Source organism: Marinobacter sp. tcs-11 (assembly GCF_002049515.1).
GTDB classification, from domain to species: Bacteria; Pseudomonadota; Gammaproteobacteria; order Pseudomonadales; family Oleiphilaceae; genus Marinobacter; species Marinobacter nauticus.
Genome location: NZ_LLYU01000002.1, coordinates 222,856 through 243,691, shown reverse-complemented (window position 1 = coordinate 243,691; position 20,836 = coordinate 222,856). Strand labels below are relative to the sequence as shown.

General features: G+C 57.1%; 20 protein-coding genes. 13 read left to right on the top strand and 7 right to left on the bottom strand.

All coding sequences use genetic code 11. The annotated features are described in order from the left end of the window. Window positions 1-4 precede the first annotated feature (4 nt). Window positions 5-1,081: a 23S rRNA (cytidine(2498)-2'-O)-methyltransferase RlmM gene (gene rlmM / locus ARC85_RS03800; RefSeq protein ID WP_286714311.1), complete on the bottom strand. Its 1,077-nt coding sequence runs from the start codon at window positions 1,079-1,081 to the stop codon at window positions 5-7. Window positions 1,082-1,212: 131 nt separating this feature from the next. Here rlmM and ARC85_RS03795 point away from each other — a divergent pair, with 131 nt between their 5' ends. Then, entirely contained in the window at window positions 1,213-3,102 is a 1,890-nt protein-coding gene (locus ARC85_RS03795) for a sensor domain-containing diguanylate cyclase (RefSeq protein ID WP_278350912.1), read from the top strand. On the opposite strand, the gene ARC85_RS03790 is transcribed toward ARC85_RS03795, so the two are convergent. Then, window positions 3,075-3,722 (bottom strand): alpha/beta family hydrolase, encoded by a 648-nt coding sequence (locus ARC85_RS03790; protein ID WP_278350913.1) that lies wholly within the window; start codon window positions 3,720-3,722, stop codon window positions 3,075-3,077. The two genes, ARC85_RS03795 and ARC85_RS03790, sit on opposite strands and share 28 nt — an antisense overlap. A gap of 234 nt (window positions 3,723-3,956) precedes the next feature. On the opposite strand from ARC85_RS03790, the gene ccoN reads away from it, so the two are divergent. The 9 genes from ccoN to ARC85_RS03745 all read left to right on the top strand — a co-directional run bounded on the left by ccoN (window position 3,957) and on the right by ARC85_RS03745 (window position 12,637). Next, window positions 3,957-5,387 (top strand): cytochrome-c oxidase, cbb3-type subunit I, encoded by a 1,431-nt coding sequence (ccoN, locus tag ARC85_RS03785; protein ID WP_023009983.1) that lies wholly within the window; start codon window positions 3,957-3,959, stop codon window positions 5,385-5,387. A gap of 14 nt (window positions 5,388-5,401) precedes the next feature. Continuing rightward, the gene (gene ccoO / locus ARC85_RS03780; protein WP_153741404.1) at window positions 5,402-6,010 is read left to right on the top strand and encodes a cytochrome-c oxidase, cbb3-type subunit II; all 609 of its coding nucleotides are present in this window, start codon (window positions 5,402-5,404) and stop codon (window positions 6,008-6,010) included. Window positions 6,011-6,014: 4 nt separating this feature from the next. Next, window positions 6,015-6,200: a CcoQ/FixQ family Cbb3-type cytochrome c oxidase assembly chaperone gene (locus ARC85_RS03775; RefSeq protein ID WP_011785266.1), complete on the top strand. Its 186-nt coding sequence runs from the start codon at window positions 6,015-6,017 to the stop codon at window positions 6,198-6,200. Beyond that, window positions 6,197-7,087 carry a cytochrome-c oxidase, cbb3-type subunit III gene (gene ccoP, locus ARC85_RS03770; RefSeq protein WP_153741405.1) on the top strand — a complete coding sequence of 297 codons (891 nt, stop codon included), beginning with the start codon at window positions 6,197-6,199 and terminating at the stop codon, window positions 7,085-7,087. Before ARC85_RS03775 ends, ccoP begins: the two co-directional genes overlap by 4 nt. Before the next feature lie 131 nt (window positions 7,088-7,218). Further along, entirely contained in the window at window positions 7,219-8,652 is a 1,434-nt protein-coding gene (gene ccoG / locus ARC85_RS03765) for a cytochrome c oxidase accessory protein CcoG (RefSeq protein WP_153741406.1), read from the top strand. Between the two features lie 51 nt (window positions 8,653-8,703). Further along, entirely contained in the window at window positions 8,704-9,219 is a 516-nt protein-coding gene (locus tag ARC85_RS03760) for a FixH family protein (protein WP_153741407.1), read from the top strand. Continuing rightward, on the top strand, window positions 9,216-11,663 hold the full coding sequence (locus ARC85_RS03755) for a heavy metal translocating P-type ATPase (protein ID WP_153741408.1): 2,448 nt from the start codon (window positions 9,216-9,218) through the stop codon (window positions 11,661-11,663). The genes ARC85_RS03760 and ARC85_RS03755 overlap by 4 nt, the downstream gene beginning before the upstream one ends. Window positions 11,664-11,699: 36 nt before the next feature. Next, window positions 11,700-11,936: a cbb3-type cytochrome oxidase assembly protein CcoS gene (gene ccoS, locus ARC85_RS03750; protein ID WP_153741409.1), complete on the top strand. Its 237-nt coding sequence runs from the start codon at window positions 11,700-11,702 to the stop codon at window positions 11,934-11,936. Window positions 11,937-11,947: 11 nt separating this feature from the next. Continuing rightward, window positions 11,948-12,637, top strand: a complete 690-nt coding sequence (locus tag ARC85_RS03745) for a sulfite exporter TauE/SafE family protein (protein WP_011785272.1) — start codon at window positions 11,948-11,950, stop codon at window positions 12,635-12,637. A gap of 3 nt (window positions 12,638-12,640) precedes the next feature. Here the strand turns inward: ARC85_RS03745 and ttcA are convergent, their stop codons facing one another. Further along, window positions 12,641-13,549 (bottom strand): tRNA 2-thiocytidine(32) synthetase TtcA, encoded by a 909-nt coding sequence (ttcA, locus tag ARC85_RS03740; protein ID WP_011785273.1) that lies wholly within the window; start codon window positions 13,547-13,549, stop codon window positions 12,641-12,643. 73 nt (window positions 13,550-13,622) lie between these two features. Here ttcA and ARC85_RS03735 point away from each other — a divergent pair, with 73 nt between their 5' ends. The 3 genes from ARC85_RS03735 to ARC85_RS03725 are packed head-to-tail and all read left to right on the top strand — an operon-like array spanning window position 13,623 to window position 16,040. After that, on the top strand, window positions 13,623-14,279 hold the full coding sequence (locus ARC85_RS03735; RefSeq protein WP_022991796.1) for a TetR/AcrR family transcriptional regulator: 657 nt from the start codon (window positions 13,623-13,625) through the stop codon (window positions 14,277-14,279). 19 nt (window positions 14,280-14,298) lie between these two features. Continuing rightward, window positions 14,299-14,967 carry a DNA-J related domain-containing protein gene (locus tag ARC85_RS03730; RefSeq protein ID WP_228285498.1) on the top strand — a complete coding sequence of 223 codons (669 nt, stop codon included), beginning with the start codon at window positions 14,299-14,301 and terminating at the stop codon, window positions 14,965-14,967. 38 nt (window positions 14,968-15,005) lie between these two features. Continuing rightward, window positions 15,006-16,040 carry a polysaccharide deacetylase family protein gene (locus ARC85_RS03725; RefSeq protein WP_286714310.1) on the top strand — a complete coding sequence of 345 codons (1,035 nt, stop codon included), beginning with the start codon at window positions 15,006-15,008 and terminating at the stop codon, window positions 16,038-16,040. 9 nt (window positions 16,041-16,049) lie between these two features. Here ARC85_RS03725 and ARC85_RS03720 read toward each other — a convergent pair whose 3' ends face one another. From ARC85_RS03720 to ARC85_RS03705, 4 genes are read right to left on the bottom strand one after another with little or no spacing between them, the layout of a single operon-like run. After that, on the bottom strand, window positions 16,050-17,123 hold the full coding sequence (locus ARC85_RS03720) for a MalM family protein (protein WP_286714309.1): 1,074 nt from the start codon (window positions 17,121-17,123) through the stop codon (window positions 16,050-16,052). 18 nt (window positions 17,124-17,141) lie between these two features. Further along, complete coding sequence (locus ARC85_RS03715; protein WP_199452166.1) at window positions 17,142-18,767, bottom strand: OmpP1/FadL family transporter; 1,626 nt, start codon at window positions 18,765-18,767, stop codon at window positions 17,142-17,144. Window positions 18,768-18,806: 39 nt separating this feature from the next. Beyond that, a complete protein-coding gene (locus ARC85_RS03710) occupies window positions 18,807-19,817 on the bottom strand; it encodes a transporter (RefSeq protein ID WP_153741416.1) in 1,011 nt (336 codons plus the stop codon). Between the two features lie 55 nt (window positions 19,818-19,872). After that, a complete protein-coding gene (locus tag ARC85_RS03705) occupies window positions 19,873-20,673 on the bottom strand; it encodes a C39 family peptidase (protein WP_113879044.1) in 801 nt (266 codons plus the stop codon). Window positions 20,674-20,836: the final 163 nt, after the last annotated feature.

The following is a 20,836-nucleotide window of genomic DNA, read 5'->3' as shown; positions in this document are numbered from 1 at the left end:
GGCATCAATCCAGACGTTCAATAAAACAGGTGATTTCCTCACGGTCGTGGTAGAGGTGGCGAGCCCGGAGCCTGCAGTTGAGCTCGGCCTCTGCCAGCCCCTCCAGCAGTATCTCCCGGCAGATCAGCCATTCCTCGTAACGCTTCTTCATGGGTAGTTTGAGATTGAACACGGTATAGCGACACAGCTTGCCTCCGACCCAGTCTAGCGCCAGACGCGCGGTTTTGCGGGGCTTGTCGACAATATCGCAGACCATCCAGTCCACCGCCCGCTTCGGGCGCCAGGCGTAGCCATCCGCCCGGACATGCTCGACATGGCCTGAAGCCATCAGCTCCGGATTCATGGGGCCATTATCGACCGCCGTCACCATCATGCCCTGCTGTACCAGCTGCCAGGTCCATCCACCCGGAGCGGCGCCCAGATCCACCGCTTTCCGGCCCCCACCCAGATAGTCCAGATAGCGATCTTCAGGAATAAAGACCTTCCACGCCTCTTCGAGTTTGAGTGCAGACCGGCTTGGCGCTGAGGCCGGCAAACGTAAACGCGGGATACCTTGCGGGAAAGGTGATCGATTATTGGCCAGGCTCAGCCCGACAACGGCCGTTTCAAAATCCAGCAACAGCAGCTCCAGGCGGTCACCGTTGGCACTGGCCGAATCCTGCGCCAGCAGGCCCGCCTCCCTGAGACCGCGGGACAGGGGCGCGACCCATTTTCGGGCAAAGTTGCCCAGATCCCGATCTTCATTGGTTTCCATGAGCCGGGTCTCCAGTCGTGATACCCGGCTCTCTTGCCAATCGCAGCTCCGGAGGAATTCAATAACAGCTCCCACCCGGTCTCTGGTGGGTAACGGGCAATCGCCAATCACCAGAAACCAGTCCCGGACAAAGACCAGATGATCCAACGGAATCTTTTGCATCAATTCAATGGCGGATTCGGGCCCGCCAAGGGTAAACCGCACCAGCCCCGCGTTCCTGACTGGCTGAAAGTAGCCGAACAAGCCACAAGCGGCAGCTGAATCCATCACTTCCTGACCCGCCTCGGTCTCAAACCCCGGGCGGCACATCAGCATTATCTGTTGCATTCCATAACCTTGTTGGTGACCACTGTCAGGATTCTGACGCACTGACAGCGATAAAACTTGAACGTGTTTAACGGCAGCACTTGTTCACGCTGGCTACACTTTCTGCCTCCCAACGTACCGCCTGGTGGAAGATGCTCCGACTCTGGAACCTGCTTACGGCCTGTTTTCTGACCACGGCTGGCCTGCTGTTCAGCGGCCAGCTTGCGGCTATGGAACCGTGTCCCGCTCTTGATGCCGCCAGCCCGGACGCCCGAAGTGCAATCAACCACCACATCTGTTTTTACTCAGCCCGCCCGGGTGAACCGGCCCATGCTGCAACAGCACCTGAGGATCTGCCGGCCGAGTTGGCGTGGAGACCAGCCCGGGGCCATGACCTGGTATTCAGCCACACCGATTCCGTGTACTGGATCCAACTTAATGTCCGCAACAGCAGCGCTGAATCCGGTCTCTGGTACCTGAAGCTTCATTACCCGCTGCTGGACGAGGTGACGTTCTGGCAAAAAAGCCGCTACCAAAGCGGTTACAGCCCTGAAGACGCCCGACCTCCGCTGGCGACCGGCGACCTGTTCCCGTTTGCCACAAGGGGCATAGATTACCGTTATTTCCTGCTCCCCGTCACACTGGATGCCGGCGAAAACCGCTCCATCCTCATCCGGGTGCATAGCAGCGGCGCGCTGAATGTGCCCCTGGGCCTGATGACACCGGGCGAGGTCATTGCGGAAAGCAACCATCTCACCCTCATACACGGCCTGTTTTACGGCGCCCTGCTGATACTGGCGGCGTTCAACTTGCTATTGTTCATCAGTGCGGGCACCCGCTATTACTTCTACAACGCCTTTTATATAATCTCGATCGGGATGTTCCTGTTCGCCATGGGTGGATTTGCCAACCAATACTTCTGGCCGGAGAGCTCAGAACTGGCGAACCTCTCCATTCCGTTAACCCTGGCCGTTTGCGCGCTGGCGATGACTCTATTTGGCTGGTCTTTCCTGGAAGTCGGCCCCGACACTCTTTCTGTCAAGGCGCTGAAATCACTGGCCACAGTTGCCGTTGGCGCAGTAGCACTGACGCTCCTGATCCCGTATACCAAGTCCATCCTGATCAATACCGCCCTGGCCTTGACAGTCATTGTGGCGCTACAGGTTATTGCCTACGTTCGCTGGCGCCAGGGATACAGGCCCGCATTCTGGTATCTGGCGGCCTGGATGGTAATGGTTGCCGGGGCACTGATCTATGCCATGGCTGCGTTCGGGTATCTTGGCGATTATCAGGCCCGGGAAGTGATGATGCAGGCGGTTCTCGGAGGCCAGGTGGTCCTGCTGAATTACGCACTGGTGCAGCGCTGGCGCCTGCTTAACCAGAAACTGCTGGATGTGGAACACCAGGCTCGGACCGAACTGGAACTGAAGGTCCATGAACGCACCGCCCAGCTCCGCAACACCATGCGGGAACTGGAACAGGCAAATCGGAAACTGGCATCTTTAAGCCTCAACGATGCGCTCACTGGCCTGTACAACCGGCGCCACATGGATAATCTTCTGCCTGAACTCTGCAGGGAGGCCCGTCGGACCGGGAACCCATTAACTCTGGCCCTGATTGATGCCGATCATTTCAAACGCGTAAACGATACCTGGGGCCACGATTTCGGAGACCAATGCCTGAAACAGATCGCGGGCATTCTGGATGAGCACGTCAAAAGGCCAAGGGACGTAGCCATCCGTTTTGGTGGCGAGGAATTTGCCCTGCTACTCCCCGGAAACAATCTGGAAGGCGCGCGCACGCTCTGTCTCAGCATACTCAAGGCCATGCGGGAAACCGCCCTTATCGCTCCGGACAAAAAGCCTTTCCATCTGACACTCAGCGCCGGGATTGCCGAACTGGGTACGGGGGAGGAGCCATCTGACCTGTTCCGAAAAGCCGATGAAGCACTCTATCAGGCCAAGGGCGCAGGGCGAGATCAGATCGTACTCGCCAATCGCGCGTCAGCGCCTGGTCACAGCACGGCATCGTCGGCAAACTGACGCGTCAAAAGAGCAGCCTGCGCAATCAGGTCTGACTGTTGCTCTGGCTGCCGCGCCAGCGGCTGAAAATCGTGATTTCCGCCGTCCAGCCAGCACAGCCGGGTAAGGCCGGGGATCTGACCCTGCGCCTTCAGTTCATCCGGTTTACCGAATGGGTCCCGGGTACCCTGCACCACCAGTAGAGGAACCGCGACCTTATCCAGATGGTCAGTCCGCCAACGATCCAGCTTCCCCGGCGGGTGAAACGGATAGCCATAACAGGCAACGCCATCAATATCCCTGAACTTCCCGGCAGCCAGAAGCGTGGCCATCCGCCCTCCCATTGATTTTCCCCCCACCAGCAGCGGTACCTGACTTCCGAGCTCCTCTCTGGCCAGGGACACCTGATCTTCAAATGCCGCCAGCAAAGCCGGCTGCCGATCGGGCGGTCGCTTTCTGCCATCCTCGCGACGCTTCACCATATAGGGAAACTCGAACCGCACACTTTCGATGCCCTGCCCTGCGAGAGCCTCCGCCAACAACTCCATGAACAATGAATCCATGGGCGCGCCAGCACCGTGGGCCAGTATCATTACGGCTTTGGCATCTTTTCCGTAGCCTTTGGTCTTAATTCTTTTCACCAATTTTCTCTCTCTCGCTCCTGTTGCGGATCAAACCCGATGACAGAATGGATCTGGCAAGCCATTAAAGCGTCATTAAAAACATATTGGATAGACTTGCAACTTACTGGCCAGCCTACTGATTCCGGCGGATTTGACGGATGTCATAACTTGATCTTGATCATTGCAAAGGAATAATCGTTTCTCCATACTTGCCCCCGCATAATTCCCCATCCTGAACCCATTGGTAAGGCTATGAGCACAGTAAATGCAAACCTGACATACAACTATAAGGTGGTGAGACAATTCGCCATCATGACAGTGGTATGGGGTATTGTAGGTATGGCTCTGGGTGTGCTGATTGCAGCACAGCTGGTTTGGCCATCCCTCAACCTCGACCTGCCCTTTACTCACTTCGGTCGCTTGCGGCCGCTGCATACCAACGCCGTAATCTTCGGCTTTGGCGGAAGTGCCCTTTTTGCAACGTCCTACTACGTCGTTCAGCGAACCTGCCAGGCTCGCCTGATGTCTGACGGGTTGGCGGCGTTCACCTTCTGGGGCTGGCAAGCGATCATCGTGGCTGCTGCCATCACCCTTCCGATGGGCCTGACAACGTCCAAGGAATACGCCGAGCTGGAATGGCCGATTGACATCGCGATTGCGGTTGTCTGGGTCAGCTACGCCCTGGTGTTCTTCGGAACCGTGATGAAGCGTAGCACTCCGCACATCTACGTTGCCAACTGGTTCTACGGCGCGTTCATCATTACCGTTGCTGTACTGCATATCGGTAACAACATGGCGCTGCCGGCCACCGCCTTCAAGTCGTACTCCGCCTATGCGGGTGTTACCGATGCGATGATGCAGTGGTGGTACGGTCACAACGCGGTGGGCTTCTTCCTGACTGCTGGCTTCCTGGGCATGATGTACTACTTCGTTCCCAAGCAGGCCAACCGTCCGGTTTACTCCTATCGCCTGTCTATCGTGCACTTCTGGGCACTGATCGCCACCTACGTATGGGCCGGTGGTCACCACCTGCATTACTCCGCTCTGCCTGACTGGGCACAGACCGCAGGCATGGTCATGTCCCTGATTCTGCTGGCGCCGTCCTGGGGCGGTATGATCAACGGCATGATGACCCTGTCCGGTGCCTGGCACAAACTGCGCACTGACCCTATCCTGCGTTTCCTGGTGGTTTCTCTGTCCTTCTACGGTATGTCTACCTTCGAAGGCCCGATGATGTCTATCAAGACCGTCAACGCTCTGTCCCACAACACTGACTGGACCATCGGCCACGTGCACTCCGGCGCCCTGGGCTGGGTTGCTATGATCAGTATCGGTGCGGTTTACCACCTGATCCCGAAACTGTGGGGCATCCAGGCCATGTACAGCACTGCCCTGATCAACACTCACTTCTGGCTGGCTACCGTAGGCACCGTGCTTTACATCGCCGCCATGTGGGTGAATGGCATCATGCAAGGTCTGATGTGGCGTGCAGTAAACGAAGACGGCACCCTGACCTACAGCTTCGTGGAAGCGCTTGAAGCTTCCTACCCGGGCTACTTTGTACGCTTCATCGGTGGCGCGATCTTCCTGACCGGCATGCTGATCATGGCCTACAACGTGTACATGACCGTACGCCAGAAAGACGCCGTTGCAGAAGATAATGCTGCGGTTCAGGCGGCGTAAGGGAGAGAGACCAGATGAGACACGAAATAGTCGAAAAGAACCTTGGTCTGATGATCGTGCTGATCGTGCTGACCATCAGTGGCGGTTTCCTGGCGGAAGTGGTGCCCCTGTTCTTCCACAAAGAGGTTAACGAGCCGGTCGAAGGCCTGGAGCCTCTGTCAGCCCTGGAACTGGAAGGCCGGGACATTTACATCCGTGAAGGCTGCCACGTGTGCCATACCCAGCAGATCCGTCCGTTCCGGGCTGAGACTGAGCGTTATGGCCACTACTCCGTTGCGGGCGAGTTCGTTTATGACCGTCCGTTCCTGTGGGGTTCCAAGCGTACCGGGCCGGATCTGGCTCGTGTAGGCGGTCGTTACTCGGATGCCTGGCAGCGCCAGCATCTGTACGATCCGCGCAGCGTGGTACCCGAATCCAACATGCCTGCCTTCCCGTGGCTGTTCGAGAATCGTGTTGATCACGGTTCCATTGAGTCCCGGATGAAGACGCTGCAGACGCTTGGCGTGCCATACAGCGACGAGCAGATTGCCAACGCAGCGAGTGAGATCGAAGGCAAATTTGAAATCGAAGCGCTGGTCGCATACCTGCAGCAGCTGGGTACTGTGATTTCAGAGAAGCGGTGATCCCATGGATATTAATGAGTTACGCGGCATTCACACGCTGCTGGTAATGGCAGCGTTCTTCGGAATCGTCTGGTGGGCGTACAGCGCCCACCGCAAGAAGGCCAACGACGAGGCAGCACACCTCCCCTTCGATGACGACGAAGTCGAAAAGCGTACTCTCGAACAGGAAAAAACGGAGAAGAAACAATGAGTACCTTCTGGAGCATCTGGGTCAGTGTGATCGTGCTCGGTACCGTTTTCGGCTGCTGGTGGCTCCTCTGGGCCACCCGCAAGAGCCAGACAACCGATACTGAAACCGACCGGACAATGGGCCATTCCTTTGATGGCATTGAGGAATACGATAACCCTCTGCCGAAATGGTGGTTCTACCTGTTCGTAGCAACCTGCATCTTCGCCCTTGGCTACCTGGCTCTGTACCCGGGCCTGGGCAACTTCAAGGGTCTGCTGGGATGGACATCCACCAACCAGTGGGAAGCGGAAGTGGCAGCTGCCGAAGAGAAATATGGCGAAATCTATGCCCAGTTCGGCGACACTGCCATTCCTGAACTGGCGCAGAACGATGACGCCATGAAGATCGGCCAGCGCCTGTTTGCCAACAACTGTTCGGTCTGTCACGGCACCGCCGCTCGCGGCCAGGTGGGCTTCCCCAACCTGACCGACGAAGACTGGCTGTGGGGCGGTCAACCAGACCAGATCCTGCACAGTATTGCTCAGGGTCGTAACGGCAACATGCCTGCAAAGGGCGTTATGCCGAATATGACCAACGAGCAGGTCGACCAGGTGGTTAACTACGTGCTGAGCTTCAGTGGACGCGAAGAAGATGCCGAGGCGGCCAAAGCTGGCGCCCAGGTATTCGCACAGGCCTGCGTTGCCTGTCACGGCCCGGAAGGCAAAGGTATGGAAGCCATGGGTGCGCCCAACCTGACCGATAATGTCTGGCTCTATGGCTCCACTTATGAGTGGATCAAGGAGACCGTGATGAACGGTCGCCAGAACCAGATGCCTGCACAAGAAGGTCGTCTGACCGACGACCAGATTCAGATCCTGGCAGCCTACGTTTACAGCCTGTCTAACTGAATCCGACCCGGCCAGGCTCGCCCTGGCCCGGTCTTCTCAACCCTGTATCTGCGCCCGCGGGTACAGGCTTGAGAAGATCAGCTGACCCTCCGAGGCCCGCTCCCAGCTTTACCACTCACCGGGAGGTACCCATGAGCAACGAGATTCCGGTCAAACAGGTTGACCCGAACGGCGATTCCTCCAATAACAAAAAAAAGCCAGAAACCGTCGACCTGTACGCCAGTCGACAGAAAATCTACGTCAAGGAAGTCAAAGGCTTTTTTCAGCGAATCCGGAATGTCAGTCTAACCCTGCTAATGGGCATGTACTTTCTGTTCGTTTGGCTGACTCTGGACGGGCAACCCCTGATTCACTTCGACCTGCCTGCCCGGGAATTCCATCTTTACGGCATTACCTTCTTCCCCAAAGATTTCTTCCTGTTATCCGGCATGCTGATCATTTCAGCCTTTGGCCTGTTTTTCATCACCACACTGTTCGGCCGGGTATGGTGCGGCTATACCTGCCCCCAGACAGTCTGGACCTTTATCTTCATGTGGATCGAGGAAAAAGTTGAGGGCAGCCGCAACAAGCGGATGAAACTGGACAAAGCCCCCAACTCTGCGGAGAAGCTCACCAAAAAATCGATCAAGCACGCACTCTGGCTGTTCGTCGCGCTGGCGACTGGCGTCACCTTCGTTGGCTACTTCTACCCCATTCGTGAGCTGATCGTTGACCTGTTCACCTTGCAGGCCAACGGCTGGGCCTATTTCTGGGTGGCCTTCTTTACCGTCGCCACCTACCTGAACGCCGGCTGGATGCGGGAACAGGTATGCCTGTATATGTGCCCGTATGCCCGGTTCCAATCCGTGATGTTCGATCCCAACACCCGCGTTGTCTCCTACGATCCCAACCGGGGCGAGCCACGTGGCAGCCGCAAGAAAGGCGTCGAACCCGCCGAAGTCGGTCTGGGCGACTGTATTGATTGCGGCCAGTGTGTTCAGGTTTGCCCCACCGGGATCGATATCCGTGATGGCCTCCAGTACGAGTGTATCGGCTGCGCCCTGTGTATCGACGCCTGCGATGAAGTTATGGAGAAGATGAACTATCCCAAGGGGCTGATTCGCTACACCACTGAGAATGAACTGGAGGGTAAAACCTCCAAACTGCTGCGGCCGCGTACCTTTGGTTATGGCGCAGTGCTCATACTGATGATCAGCGCGGTGATCTTCACCATTGCCACCCGGGTTCCGGCCAAGATGGATGTGCTGCGGGACCGTGGTGCACTGTTCAGTTTCAACGGCGAAGGGCGGGTGGAAAACTCGTATACCGTGAAGATCCAGAACATGTCAGAAGTACCACAAACCTTCAGCCTGACTGTGGACGGTCTTGAAGGTATGCGCATTCTGACAGACACCACGGTGACGGTGAGCAGCGGCGAGAATCTCTCCTTGCCCACGGTTGTTGACGTGCCACCGGAAGTGCTGGTGGACACCAATAACGATATTCGTTTCTATGCGGAGTCCCAACCGGATTCCTTGATTAAACTTGAAACTGAAAGCCGGTTTGTTGGTCCAAGGCCCCGCTAACAAGAGGGCCCGACAACCGGCTCTGAAGCCATAAACCGAGACAAGACCGTAATGACTGATAACGCAACACCTGCCCCCTGGTATCGCCAGCCGTGGTTCTGGTTCCTGACCATTTTCCCTTTGGCGTCGATCATGTGGGGGATTACCGCCCTGACAGTATCGTCCAGCATGGACAATTCGCTGGTGACCGACGACTATTCCAAACAGGGGCGTGGCATCAATATGTCCATTGCCCGGGATGAAAAGGCGGCAGATCTCCAGATGAAAGGCTCACTGAGCCTGAATGGTCGTTCTGCAACACTGGATCTGAGCACCGTGAATGGTGCCGCCGACTACCCGTATCTGGTGTTCAACCTGTATCACCCGACATTGTCTGGTCAGGATAAAACCGTCCAGTTTACCCGGGTCGCTCCCGGTCAGTACCGGGGCCAGCTCCTTGAGGATGTCAGTGGTCGCTGGTACTACGACCTCCAGGGGCCAGATAACGACTGGCGGGTAAAGGGTGAGGTAAGGCTTCCTTCCTCTACCCCCATTCGCATTAACGCAGAAGGCGACGCCCAAGGGTGACCACCCTGAACTGCTTCCATTGCGGAGAACCAGCGGATGGCGAACCCCCGATTACCCTGGAACTGCAGGGACAGCAAAGGCATTTTTGTTGCCAGGGTTGCAAGGCTGTGTGTCAGACCATCCACCAGGAGGGTCTGACCGGTTTCTATGAGTTTCGCACCGAACCCGCTGTTACACCAAGAGAACTGACCCGGTCAGAACTCGATCGTATCCGGGAGCTGGATCACCCCCTGGTTCAACAAGCCTTTGTGGCACCGGTCAAGGCTGGCCAGGAGGCACAGCTGCTGATCGGCGGTATTACCTGCGCCGCCTGCATCTGGCTGCTTGAGAATCACATGAAACAGCAGCCAGGCGTGCAGAGCTTTACCGTAAACCACACCACACAGCGGGCTCGCCTGGTCTGGGCATCGGACAAGGCACGTCTCAGCGACCTTCTGATTGCCATCCACGAACTTGGCTACACCGCCCGCCCGTATCAGGCCGACGAAGCCGAACAGGCGCTCAAGGCAGAGCACCGCTCGATGCTCATTCGTCTGGCGGTGGCCGGGATCGGTTCCTTCCAGAGCATGATGCTGGCTTTTCCCCTGTACTTTGAACTTGTCAGTGATCTTTCCACGGATTTTGTGGATTTTTTCCGCTGGTTCAGTCTGCTGGTTGCCACGCCGGTGGTGTTCTACAGCGCTCGCCCATTCTTTACCAATGCCCGCCGGGACCTGCTCTCCCGTCATCTGACCATGGACGTACCGGTGGCCATCGCCATCGGGCTTGCCTACAGCGCAAGCGCCTGGGTAACGGTGGTCGGGGGCGACGAAGTGTATTTTGAATCCGTGTGCATGTTTACCTTTTTCCTGCTGCTGGGCCGATACATTGAAGTTCAGGCCCGCTATCGCGCCGGGCTGAGCGGCAATGCCCTTGCGGGCTTCCAGCCCTCTGTTGCCGCACGGGTCCTGAACGGTGAGGCAGAGATCATCGCCATTCACCAGGTACAACCGGGTGATGTGATCCGGGTTCGACCAGGGGAAACGCTACCTGTGGATGGCGAAATCGTCTCGGGGGAGTCTACCCTGAACGAAGCCGCCCTCACCGGTGAATACCTGCCAGAAACCCGTAAGCCGGGCGACACCGTTCATGCCGGCAGCGTAAATGGGGAAAATCCGCTCGACATCCGCGTCACCCATGCCGGGGCCCAGACCCGGCTGTCCGGCATCTTGCGAGTTCTGGATCGCGTACAGTCCGAAAAGCCGCCGGTGGCCCGAATGGCCGATCGCATTGCGGGCAAGTTCGTCGGCCGTGTGCTGATACTGGCACCAGTGGTCTGGGTAGGCTGGTGGCTGGCCGGGGCCGACAACGCCTTCGATATCACGCTTTCCGTACTGGTGGTTACCTGTCCCTGCGCCCTCTCGCTGGCTACGCCAACGGCGATCACATCTGCCACAGTGCGCCTGAGAAGGCTTGGTTTCCTGCCTACTCGCGGTCACACCCTGGAATCCATGAACACCATCGATACCGTGGTGTTTGATAAAACCGGGACTCTGACCCGGGGAGAGCTTAGTCTGACCGGGCAAGCGGTGTTCGGTAGCCTGGATCAGGACACCTGCATTCGGATTGCCGCGGGGCTTGAAAAACATTCAGAGCACCCGATTGCCAGGGTATTCCACGAGCAGCCTTCGGTCACCGTCAGTCAGGTGAGTAACCACCTGGGCGGTGGCTTGTCCGGACACTACCATGGACGGGCGGTCTACATCGGGCACAAAGCCTTTGTCTCCGAGCACACGTCGGCAATTGCGCCAGAAGGTGAAGACGCCCAAGGCATGGAAATCTGGCTCGCGACAGACAAGGAATGGCTGGCACGCTTCCGGCTGGATGACAAGATACGGGACGACGCGTCACAGGCCTTGCAGGCGTTACGGAAATCCGGAATCGAGACCTTGCTCCTTAGTGGGGATCGCTCCGGCCACGTACAACAGGTAGCCCATGCACTGGGCATTGACCGAGCCATTGGTGAAGCCTCACCGGAGCAGAAACTGGAAGTGCTGGAACAGCTTCGAGCGGACGGGCACCGGGTGATGATGGTGGGTGACGGACTGAATGACCTGCCCTCCATGGCCGGAGCCGGTATTTCAGTGGCTATGGGTACAGCGGCAGACCTGACTCAACTGAAAGCCGACGCGGTACTGCTGAATGGCCAGTTGAATTCCCTGGTCGCCGCGATTGAAACCAGCAAGCAAACCCGGAAAATCATCCGTCAGAATATGATCTGGGCGTTCGGCTACAATGTCTGCGCCCTGCCCCTGGCCGCAGCCGGCCTTGTGGCCCCCTGGCTTGCTGCCATCGGCATGTCCCTGAGCTCACTGATCGTTGTGCTGAACGCCTTACGACTCAGCCGGTCCAACAAGGGCACACCGCCCCCGGAGGCCACCCTTGGCGCACCAGAAGCAGCCTGATACTTTGGGCCATACACTTATGAACAGGAGGTTATCGTGCAGATTGTCATGATACTGGTTCCGCTTATGCTCATCCTGGTGGCGCTGGGCGTCCTTCTGTTTTCCTGGGCCGTCAAGAACGGGCAGTACGATGACATGGACGGCCCCGCTCATCGCATTCTCTACGACGATGACAAGGATATGATTCCCAGGGAAGCCCGCCGTAACAAGTCGAAACCTGACGGCCAGAAAGACGACGCGGAGCAAACCGATACCGATACCGACAAGGGCTGACAGGATAGCGGATGCAGCCTGAACTCTATCTGAGCTACCCCAGTGCCTTCCTGATAGGACTGCTCGGTAGTACCCATTGTCTGGGCATGTGTGGCGGCATCAGCGCCTCGCTGTCCATGGCATTGCCGGTAGGCCGGGGCTTCCGCTTTCGGCAGACCCTGCTCTTGCTGGCATTCAATTTTGGCAGGATTGCCAGCTACGCCCTGATCGCAACCCTGATTGCCCTGCTCAGCACCAGTGCCGCCAGCCAGTGGCATGGTGCCGGATTGGCTCTGATGACCCTGGCGGGATTGCTGCTGATCATGATGGGGTTATCCATGGGGCAATGGTGGCAGGGTATTCGCTACATTGAGCGGGTCGGGGCGCCGGCATGGCGCTTCCTGTCGCCGCTTACCCGCAAGTTCCTGCCGGTTCACAATGGCGGCCAGGCCCTTGCTCTCGGTGCCTTGTGGGGATGGCTGCCCTGCGGCCTTGTTTACAGCACACTGGGATGGGCGGCGCTTCAACCAACCGTCAGCAGCGCAGCTCTCACGATGATGTTCTTCGGACTGGGAACCCTGCCGTCGATGTTGGCGACGGGCTTCGCCGCCAACTGGATAAGAGGCCTGAAAAGCAACCAGAGCTTCCGCAAGCTCAGTGGCCTGCTGTTAATCCTGTTTGGCCTCTGGACGCTGCCTTTCCAGGCCCTGCTGAATCACTGACGATCAGAGATTCAGTACATCTAGCCGGCCAAAATCCTGCTGGGGCTCCGCGGTTTGAACGGCCTGACGCTTGCCGCCAAGACGCCGCCCTTCCCTGAAGTCATATAATTCCGGATCGGCCAGGTGCGACGGCTCGACATTGCAAAGGGCCCGGAACATGGTTTCCAGACGGCCAGGATGCTGTTTGTCCCAGGTCTGGAACATTTCCTTGATGACCTGTCGCTGAAGGTTTTCCTGGGAGCCGCATAAATTGCAGGGAATGATCGGAAATTCCCGAAGTGACGCGTAGCGGGCAATATCCTTCTCCCTGGCATAGGCCAGAGGACGAATAACCGTATTGCGGCCATCGTCGCTGTGGAGCACCGGTGGCATGGATTTGAGTTTGCCGCCGTAGAACATGTTGAGGAACAGGGTTTCCAGCAAATCATCCCGGTGATGGCCCAGGGCAATCTTGGTTACACCATGCTCCTCGGCGAAATTGTAGAGAATGCCCCGTCTCAGGCGTGAACACAGTCCGCAAGTGGTCTTCCCTTCAGGCACTTTTTCCTTAACAATACTGTAGGTGTCTTTCTCGATGATGTGATACTCGATACCCATCGACTCAAGATAGTCCGGCAGGACATGCTCGGGGAAACCCGGTTGTTTCTGGTCCAGGTTCACGGCAATCAGTTCGAAACGCACTGGCGCACTCTTCTGCAGATTGAGCAGAATATCGAGCATGGCGTAGGAGTCTTTGCCGCCGGACAGACAGCACATCACCTTGTCTCCGGCTTCAATCATCGAGAAATCAGCAATCGCCTGCCCAACTTCACGGCGCAGACGTTTCTGCAATTTGTTAAGCTCCAGTTTCTGGCGACGTTCGTAATCAGAAGCCGGTGTCTTCTCAGGGCTGGCAGTCATTGCTTCGGGCATTCGTTTTCACGCTCACAAGGTAAGTGAGCGGGCAATTATACGCGCCACAAACCATCAGGGACAGGATAGCAACATGGATATGTTGAAATTGACTTCACCACAAGCCACGGGCAAGCGCGCGCTCAACCGTATCCGAAATCGTCACGCCATTCTCAGGGCGGCCAGAGACTGTTTCCAGGAGCACGGTTACGACAACACCACCATTCGGGACATCGTCCGCAGAACCGGTCTCGCCGCCGGCACCTTCTACAACTACTTTTCCAGCAAACAGGATATCTTCGCGGCCCTGCTCAGCGATTTCCTGACCTCGCTCAACAACGACATGAGCCAGCAGCGACAGTCTGCATCCTCAACCCAGGAATTTGTCTACCGGGCCTATCTGGCGCTTTACAGCGCCACCGCGAAAGATCCGGTGGTGTATGAGCTCGCCCATCAAAATCAGCGCGCCCTCCGAAACCTGTTCGGCTCAGATATTCTGGGCCTGACCATGCTGTCCCTTGAGGAAGACGTTCGGAACGCCATGACCCGCGGGCTGCTGCCGGCAGTCGATGCGGACTATCTTTGCGCCGCGTTTTTTGGCGTGGCCTACGACACCAGCATGCTGGTGGCCAGGCGAGCACACCAGAAGCCGGAACTCGCCCAGGACGAAGCCAGAACCGCTGCTGAATTCTCCACCCAGCTGTTTCTGGGCGGTTTCCCGGCCCTGACCAGGCTTTCAAGCGAAGGCTGACTGGCATACCATGATGGCCATGACCATCTCCACAGATAACCAGAGATTCGATGACTCACCCGAAGCCAGTGGTGAAGAACACAGCTGGCTACAGCAACAGGTCCAACACCTGTCGGTTGCCGTGGAGCACGAGCTACGGGCCGCAGGACCGGCCGGGCTATCCGAGTTAGAGCTGATACGAGCCTTGCAGGGCGAGCGCTGGAGCCTGATCGGCACCGTCGACTTTCATGAGCCCGATCGCCTGTACCCGGTGCACTTCCTGCTGTTCCACGTGCTCTACCGTCTGCGTGATCAGATTGCTGTGGAGGGTGAGAGTCTGAATATCTCTCCGCTTCGGCTCAGCATCGGGCAAATCGTGAATCGCTCCGAATCAACAGCGCTGCCGGATTCTACCGATGCCCTCCGCGAGTTCTATCTGGACCTGTCCCAATACTTTCTCTCCGAAGCCGCCATCCGGGAAATGATGGACAACTTCTGGGCTGGCAACACCCTGTCCCGGCCCGAGCACTCGGAAGCCGCCGAGGCGGCCAGAACGCTGGGTTTCGATGAATTACCGGGGCAGTTCGCTACCGTCAAGAAGCGCTTCCGAAAACTCGTGATGCGTGCGCACCCAGACCGGGGCGGTGATACCGGAGAAATCCAACAACTGAATCAGGCCTTCTCGGTTCTGAAAGCCCATTACGCCTAAATCATCCTACGAAATCCCGTGTGTCAGGAAACAAGACCATGCTTCGAATAAACAAACTGATTGCGTATCCCCTGATCAGTACCCTGTTGCTGGCCGGAACACAGGCTCAGGCCGACCTGGTGGTTCTGCAGTATCACCACGTGGATGACAGTACACCTCCGGCGACCAGCACGTCCCGATCATTGTTTGAGGCGCAGATAAGCATGATCCGGGATCTTGACCTTGACGTGGTGCCGCTGGAAGCCGGCACCAGGGCGGCACTGGCCGGCGAACACCCCGACACCAATGAAGTGGCCATTACGTTCGATGATGCCTATGAATCCGTCCATACCTTTGCTGCGCCGTTACTGGACAGCCTCGGGCTGCCCTACACTGTCTTCGTCAATACCGACTCGGTAGGCGCCAGGGGCTACATGACCTGGGAGCAACTCCGCACAATGGCAAACAATGAGTTGGCGACTATCGCCAATCACAGCGCGGACCACGCTCACCTGGCACGCAGACGGAGCGAAGCCGAAGATGAATGGGAAAACCGGATTACCAGTAGCCTGGACGAGGCTCAGCAAGAACTGAAGAACCGCATTGGCGTGGAGGAGCCTCTGTTCGCCTATCCGTACGGCGAATTCGATCTAGCCCTGGAACAGAAGCTCAGCGAAAGGGGTTGGTTGGGATACGGACAACAATCCGGTGCTATTGGACAGTATTCAGGCAAAACCCGTCTGCCCCGCTTCCCCATGGCCAATGCCTACGGCCAATTGGGCAGCCTGAAAGACAAACTGATGAGCAAGGCTTTTCCGGTACCGGCCAAAGACCTGCCCGACGGGGTGTTCGAGCAGAATCCGCCGCGCTTGAGTTTCACGCCCACCGATGCCATCAGCCCCTCCCGGCTTACCTGTTTCGCGTCCGGTCTCGGTCGAATCAATTTTGAAGTGGTGGTAGATAGCATCGAGGTGCAGGCACCCAAAGCCATCAACAGCCGTCGGTTCCGATACAACTGTACCCATCCGGCGGGTAACGGCAGCTTCTACTGGCTGTCCCAGCAGTGGTTGAATCTGGACGCACCGGAAGACTGATGGTCGGCATCACTCCTCAAATGTCGTGATGCCGATTTCTCCGGTTTCAACGTGCGGGATCGCTGTAGGCGTGTCGCCCGCTTCCGTCACCGTTTGCCCAGCCAGGTCTTCCGGGCGGGTGAATACCACCAGCCAGCGCTCGCCCTGGCCGGGAAACGCCGGTACCCAGCTTTCCAGATACCCGCGACGGCGCCAGTTTTCCGGTTCGTAGTTCATAACCAGATCCGTCACTATCCGCACGGGCTGAAAGTCCTTGTCGAGAAATGCCAGGCTTGGTACCAGCACGCCATTGTGGGCGTAGGAACGCAGCCGCATCACAAACCCGGGGACAAATGTACTGGATGGCAGGGCAATCAGCCGATAGGGCGAATCACCCGTACTGAAACGGTGGCGGGGCGTGTCTTCCTCAAAATCAACACCAAATTCACGGCCTTCCTGCCACTGCAGGAAATCCCGGGCTGGCAGGGTCTGGCAACAGCTTTCGGCAAATACCGGGAAAAACGAATCCGTTTCCTCAATCCCCAATATGGCAAAGGCGTCGGGATCATAGCCCTCAACCGGCGTATGATCATCTACAGTAACCGGCAGGTATACGCTGGCATCGCTGAGCATGACCGGCGCCTGATCCGCCCGTTTCTGCTCTTCGGTTCGCATATCCGGGGTGTAATAGCTGACACGGACAATGCCGTCGGCATCACGCCATGTGAAATAGGGTTGCCGCTGGCCAGGCCGGATAAACCCTTTTTTCGCCAGCTCCTCACCATCCGGATAATTCTCGGTGGTGTATTCGAGGTTTTCTTCCAGCTTTGCGGCGGCGCCCCGGTCGCTGCCAGAGGTCGGCCGATAAGCCTCAGACCCGGTGGCTTCGCCTGAGATGGCGACCGGCTCGGCATCCGGCTCTCTTGGGGTGACGTCTTCGCGCTGGGCGTCGGGAATCCGGGAATAACGCACCCTGCCCTGCTCATCCACCCAGGAAAAGTAGCCTTCCCGCTCGGCAACGCCGCTGCTTCCGGTCTGGCAACCTGCCAGCAACGCGAGCGCAAACACACAGACCGCCAGTTTACTGTATCGACCACGTCCCATCACAGCCCCCTGTCAGGATCAGAATTTGGTTCGGAAGCTCAAGCCTGCCATCACCACCCGCAGGGAAGTCTTGATGGTGAGGTCGGCATAGGGGTTATAGATGATGTTGGTGATGTTGTCGCAGTTCACGTTGCAACTGGTGTCGGCCGGAATGGTTTCAATCGATTGCAGATACGACAGATTCATGTCGATTTCCGTGTCCTTATCCCACTTGTACCCCATGCCAATACTGTACAGGTTCGCGCCCCCGAATGGCGCCATAATCGAACGCTGGTCGTCCGGAATAACCGAGTCCCGGATTTCCACCCCGGCCCGGAGATCCAGACGAGATGACGCATGAAACTCAACACCAAAAGCCCAGTTCCACTGGCTCTTGAAACCCAACGGCAGGCGCAGGGTATCGGATGTGGCGTTGTCCGGCGACAGAATACGCGCAGCGTTCAGGAACTCCAGATTACGATCGAACTGGAAATTGAAGGCATCCCATTGGGCAAAATCTGTCCAGCCCACATCTGCATTCACGGTCAGCTTGGGATGAACATCCATGCTGATACCGGTCTGAAAATGCTGCGGATAGACAAGATCCATACTGACGTTGCCCGCCTCCCGCGGTGCACCTGAGGGCAGACTCAGAATTGCCGACGAGATGGCGCCCAGAATGGAGCCATTCACACTCTGCCAGAACCCGGACCAGTCATCGGTATACTGAATCTCGAACTGCCCCTTGAGATTCATGTCGGCTTCAGAGGTATAGCTGGCACCCCAGCGGAACCAGTCTGTCGGCTCCCACATCACCCCCAGGGCGTAGGTGGGTGAAATGGTTTCCTGCAGATTCAGACTCATGGCTCCGATGTCGTCCCAGGGGCCGACATTACCACCACATAACGCAAGCCAGGGCTGCAGCGGTTCGTCGCCGCTTTCACAGTTGAACGCATCCTGCAGAACCTCTGCCACCCCCATCAGCAGGTTTGGCGCCCGCATGTACTGGTCCGCTGCGAAGGCGAAATGCGAGAGATGAATGCCCGCGCCCACAGACCATTCATCATTGATCTCATACCCGACGGTGGGAGACAGGTAGGTGGTCCGCTGGAGGGTGGCCGCCTGGGGCAGGTAGCGACCGGGGTCGTTTTTATCCCGGTAGAAGCCTGCGGCCATCGGCAGATAAAAAGCGTTGGCGAACGTCAGCTTCGAACCCGGCGGCTTGATACTGATACCCGCTGATGGCGCAAAGGCTGGGCCTGGGGGCATTCGAAGAATGCCATAACCTGGCACATAAATCGCCACGTTATTGGTATGACTACTGCTGTTCGCAATCGGATCGCGCTGGTTTCCGGTTAAAGGGTCCTTTTCGAGCCCGCTGATTCCGAATATCTCGTAGTCTTCATCTGCGTAGAAGTCGGCGTCAATATCCAGATAGATGCTGAGGAGGTTCACCTCAAGCTGGCGCCCGTCGAGTTTGGTCAGGCCCGCTGGATTATAGTGAATGGCCATCAGCCCCGGGGGATCTGCTGTAACGGCGTTACCCAGTGCCAGCGCCTTCGGATGTATCGTCAGGTTCTGCGTCAGCTGTGCCTGGGCCCCGCAGGAAACGCCTGCGACCATGGCGGCGGCCAGAAGATGTCGCTTGTGACTAGCTTGTCCCATGAAATCCTTCCCCTTCCCTTGAAACGTCCTCGACTTCAATCACTCTTTGAGGCCAGAGAAATTGATGGGCAGGGATACACCCAGGGAGAAGTCCGGCGCGTCCTCCGTCAAACCGATCCCGAGGCTGGTATTTACAATGGTCATATCACTGAGACGTGTGCCCAGGGACATACTGAGGAAGCCAGTCATCTGGTCCTGGGCCACGGCCTGGTCACCGTTGGAGAAGGTCAGCACCGTCTCGTCGCTGTAGCTGAGCTGGCCAGACACGCTGAGTGAGATGTCATAGGAGAGCGAATAGGCAAAACCCACGGAACCGGACAAACCGAAGCCCGGATCGACTTCTTCCAGCAACCGGGCGCCCCGAACCTGCTCCAGGCCGTCTACGGTCAGATTGTAGGTCGCGCTGACAGAACCGAAGACCACGACAGGGTCCAGTACCTTCGACATACTCAGACCACCGCCCACAGAGTAATAACCACTGCCAGTGGACAACTGCTCGTTGATGTCGATCTCGTAGGGACTGACGCCGGTTTTACTGCTCAGGGTGCCAAAGAAGGTGGTCGACATCTTGCCGGGCACATAGGCAAAAGGCTGCCAGCGTCCGGTGAAGGAGATGTCGCCGAAGTCGTATACGTTCAGTTCATCCTGAGTGTCATACTTCACGACCAGTGGAACACGGGTGCCGATGGTCAGGTTATCCAGTAACCCGTAATCGTAGGAAAACGCGTTGGTGAAGTTATGGGTAGCCGATGGAACAACGTCCAGGTTACGAACCGAACCATTAGTGATGGCCAGATCCAGTCGCTGATCCCCGGTATAGGAATAATCGAACGAATAGTTCAGGGAGTGGGTGCCCTTCTTCTGCAGTGAGTAATTCTTCTCGGCAGCCTGGAAAACCTCCTCAAGCTGTTTGGTAGAATCCTCATCCCCTTCCTGACGCGCCAGCGCTTCCCGCGCCTGATCCACGTTCCCTTCCTGAGCCATAGCCATGCCCGGAAGCAGACCAGCCGCGGAAACAAGGATAAAACCTCGCACAAACCAACGATTCATCCTGACTCCCTACTTTTATTTGTTTTATTCCTGCCCGACCAAACGACCGGGAAAATTAATGACGACGGTAATGGAGCTGTTTGCGGGTATTTTCCACGCTACCGTCCGGATTGTTCTTCTGGCGTTCCAACAAGTTCTGAATGCGTCGTTCCGTTGACTCGTGGAACTCTGGAATCTGCTGCATGGCCAGCAGAGTCATTGTCTGGTCATCTACAAAGCGCAGGTCTTCCTCTTTCAACTCAAGATTATCCAGAGGTTTGTCACTGCCCGGGAAGACAATGAACAGTACGTTGTCGTCCCACTTTTCCTGAAACTGCGCCACCGTAAAGGAAATATTGCCAACCGCCGGGTCAGCCAGATAAACACGGCCGTCCCGGATGGTTCTCAACACCACAAAGTGCTTGAAACCGGCGTGATCAATGGGAACGATCGCCGGATGGTCCAGCTCCATCAGGTCTTCTATTTCCGCTTTGAAACCACCAGAGGGATAGCCCAGCGCTGTGACCAGCCTTTTCATATCGAGCATCGAGAAAGCGCGGCGTTCAACGATTCGCTCGCTCTCGCCGTAGTGCAGCAAGCCTTCCATCACCTGCCGTTCAGTCAGAGACCGTCCAACATAAAAATTGAGCACTGTGGTCAGGGCCGCACTGCCGCAACTATAGTCGTAAGCCTGCCGAACGATATTGCGGAATTTCTGCTCTACCAGGGGTTCGACCCGGGTATCCCATCGAAGCTCGACAGGGCTGGCATCCACCTTCTGCTCCAGAACAATCGTGCCACGATCGAATGGCTCGACCTCGGTGGCTTCCTGCACCATGGTGAACGTGAGAATGGATCCGGCCAGCACCAGCAGCATTTTGGAAAGTCCCTGTTTTTATTAGACGCGCAACTTATCGGGTTACATGTTGTTACCGTACGATACCGAAATCGTGACGGGCTTAAAGATAACTGTGCCTCAAATCTGTCGCTGCAGAAGGGGCCTCCGGGAACCGGTATGAGAACTGGTTCAAGACCGGAGG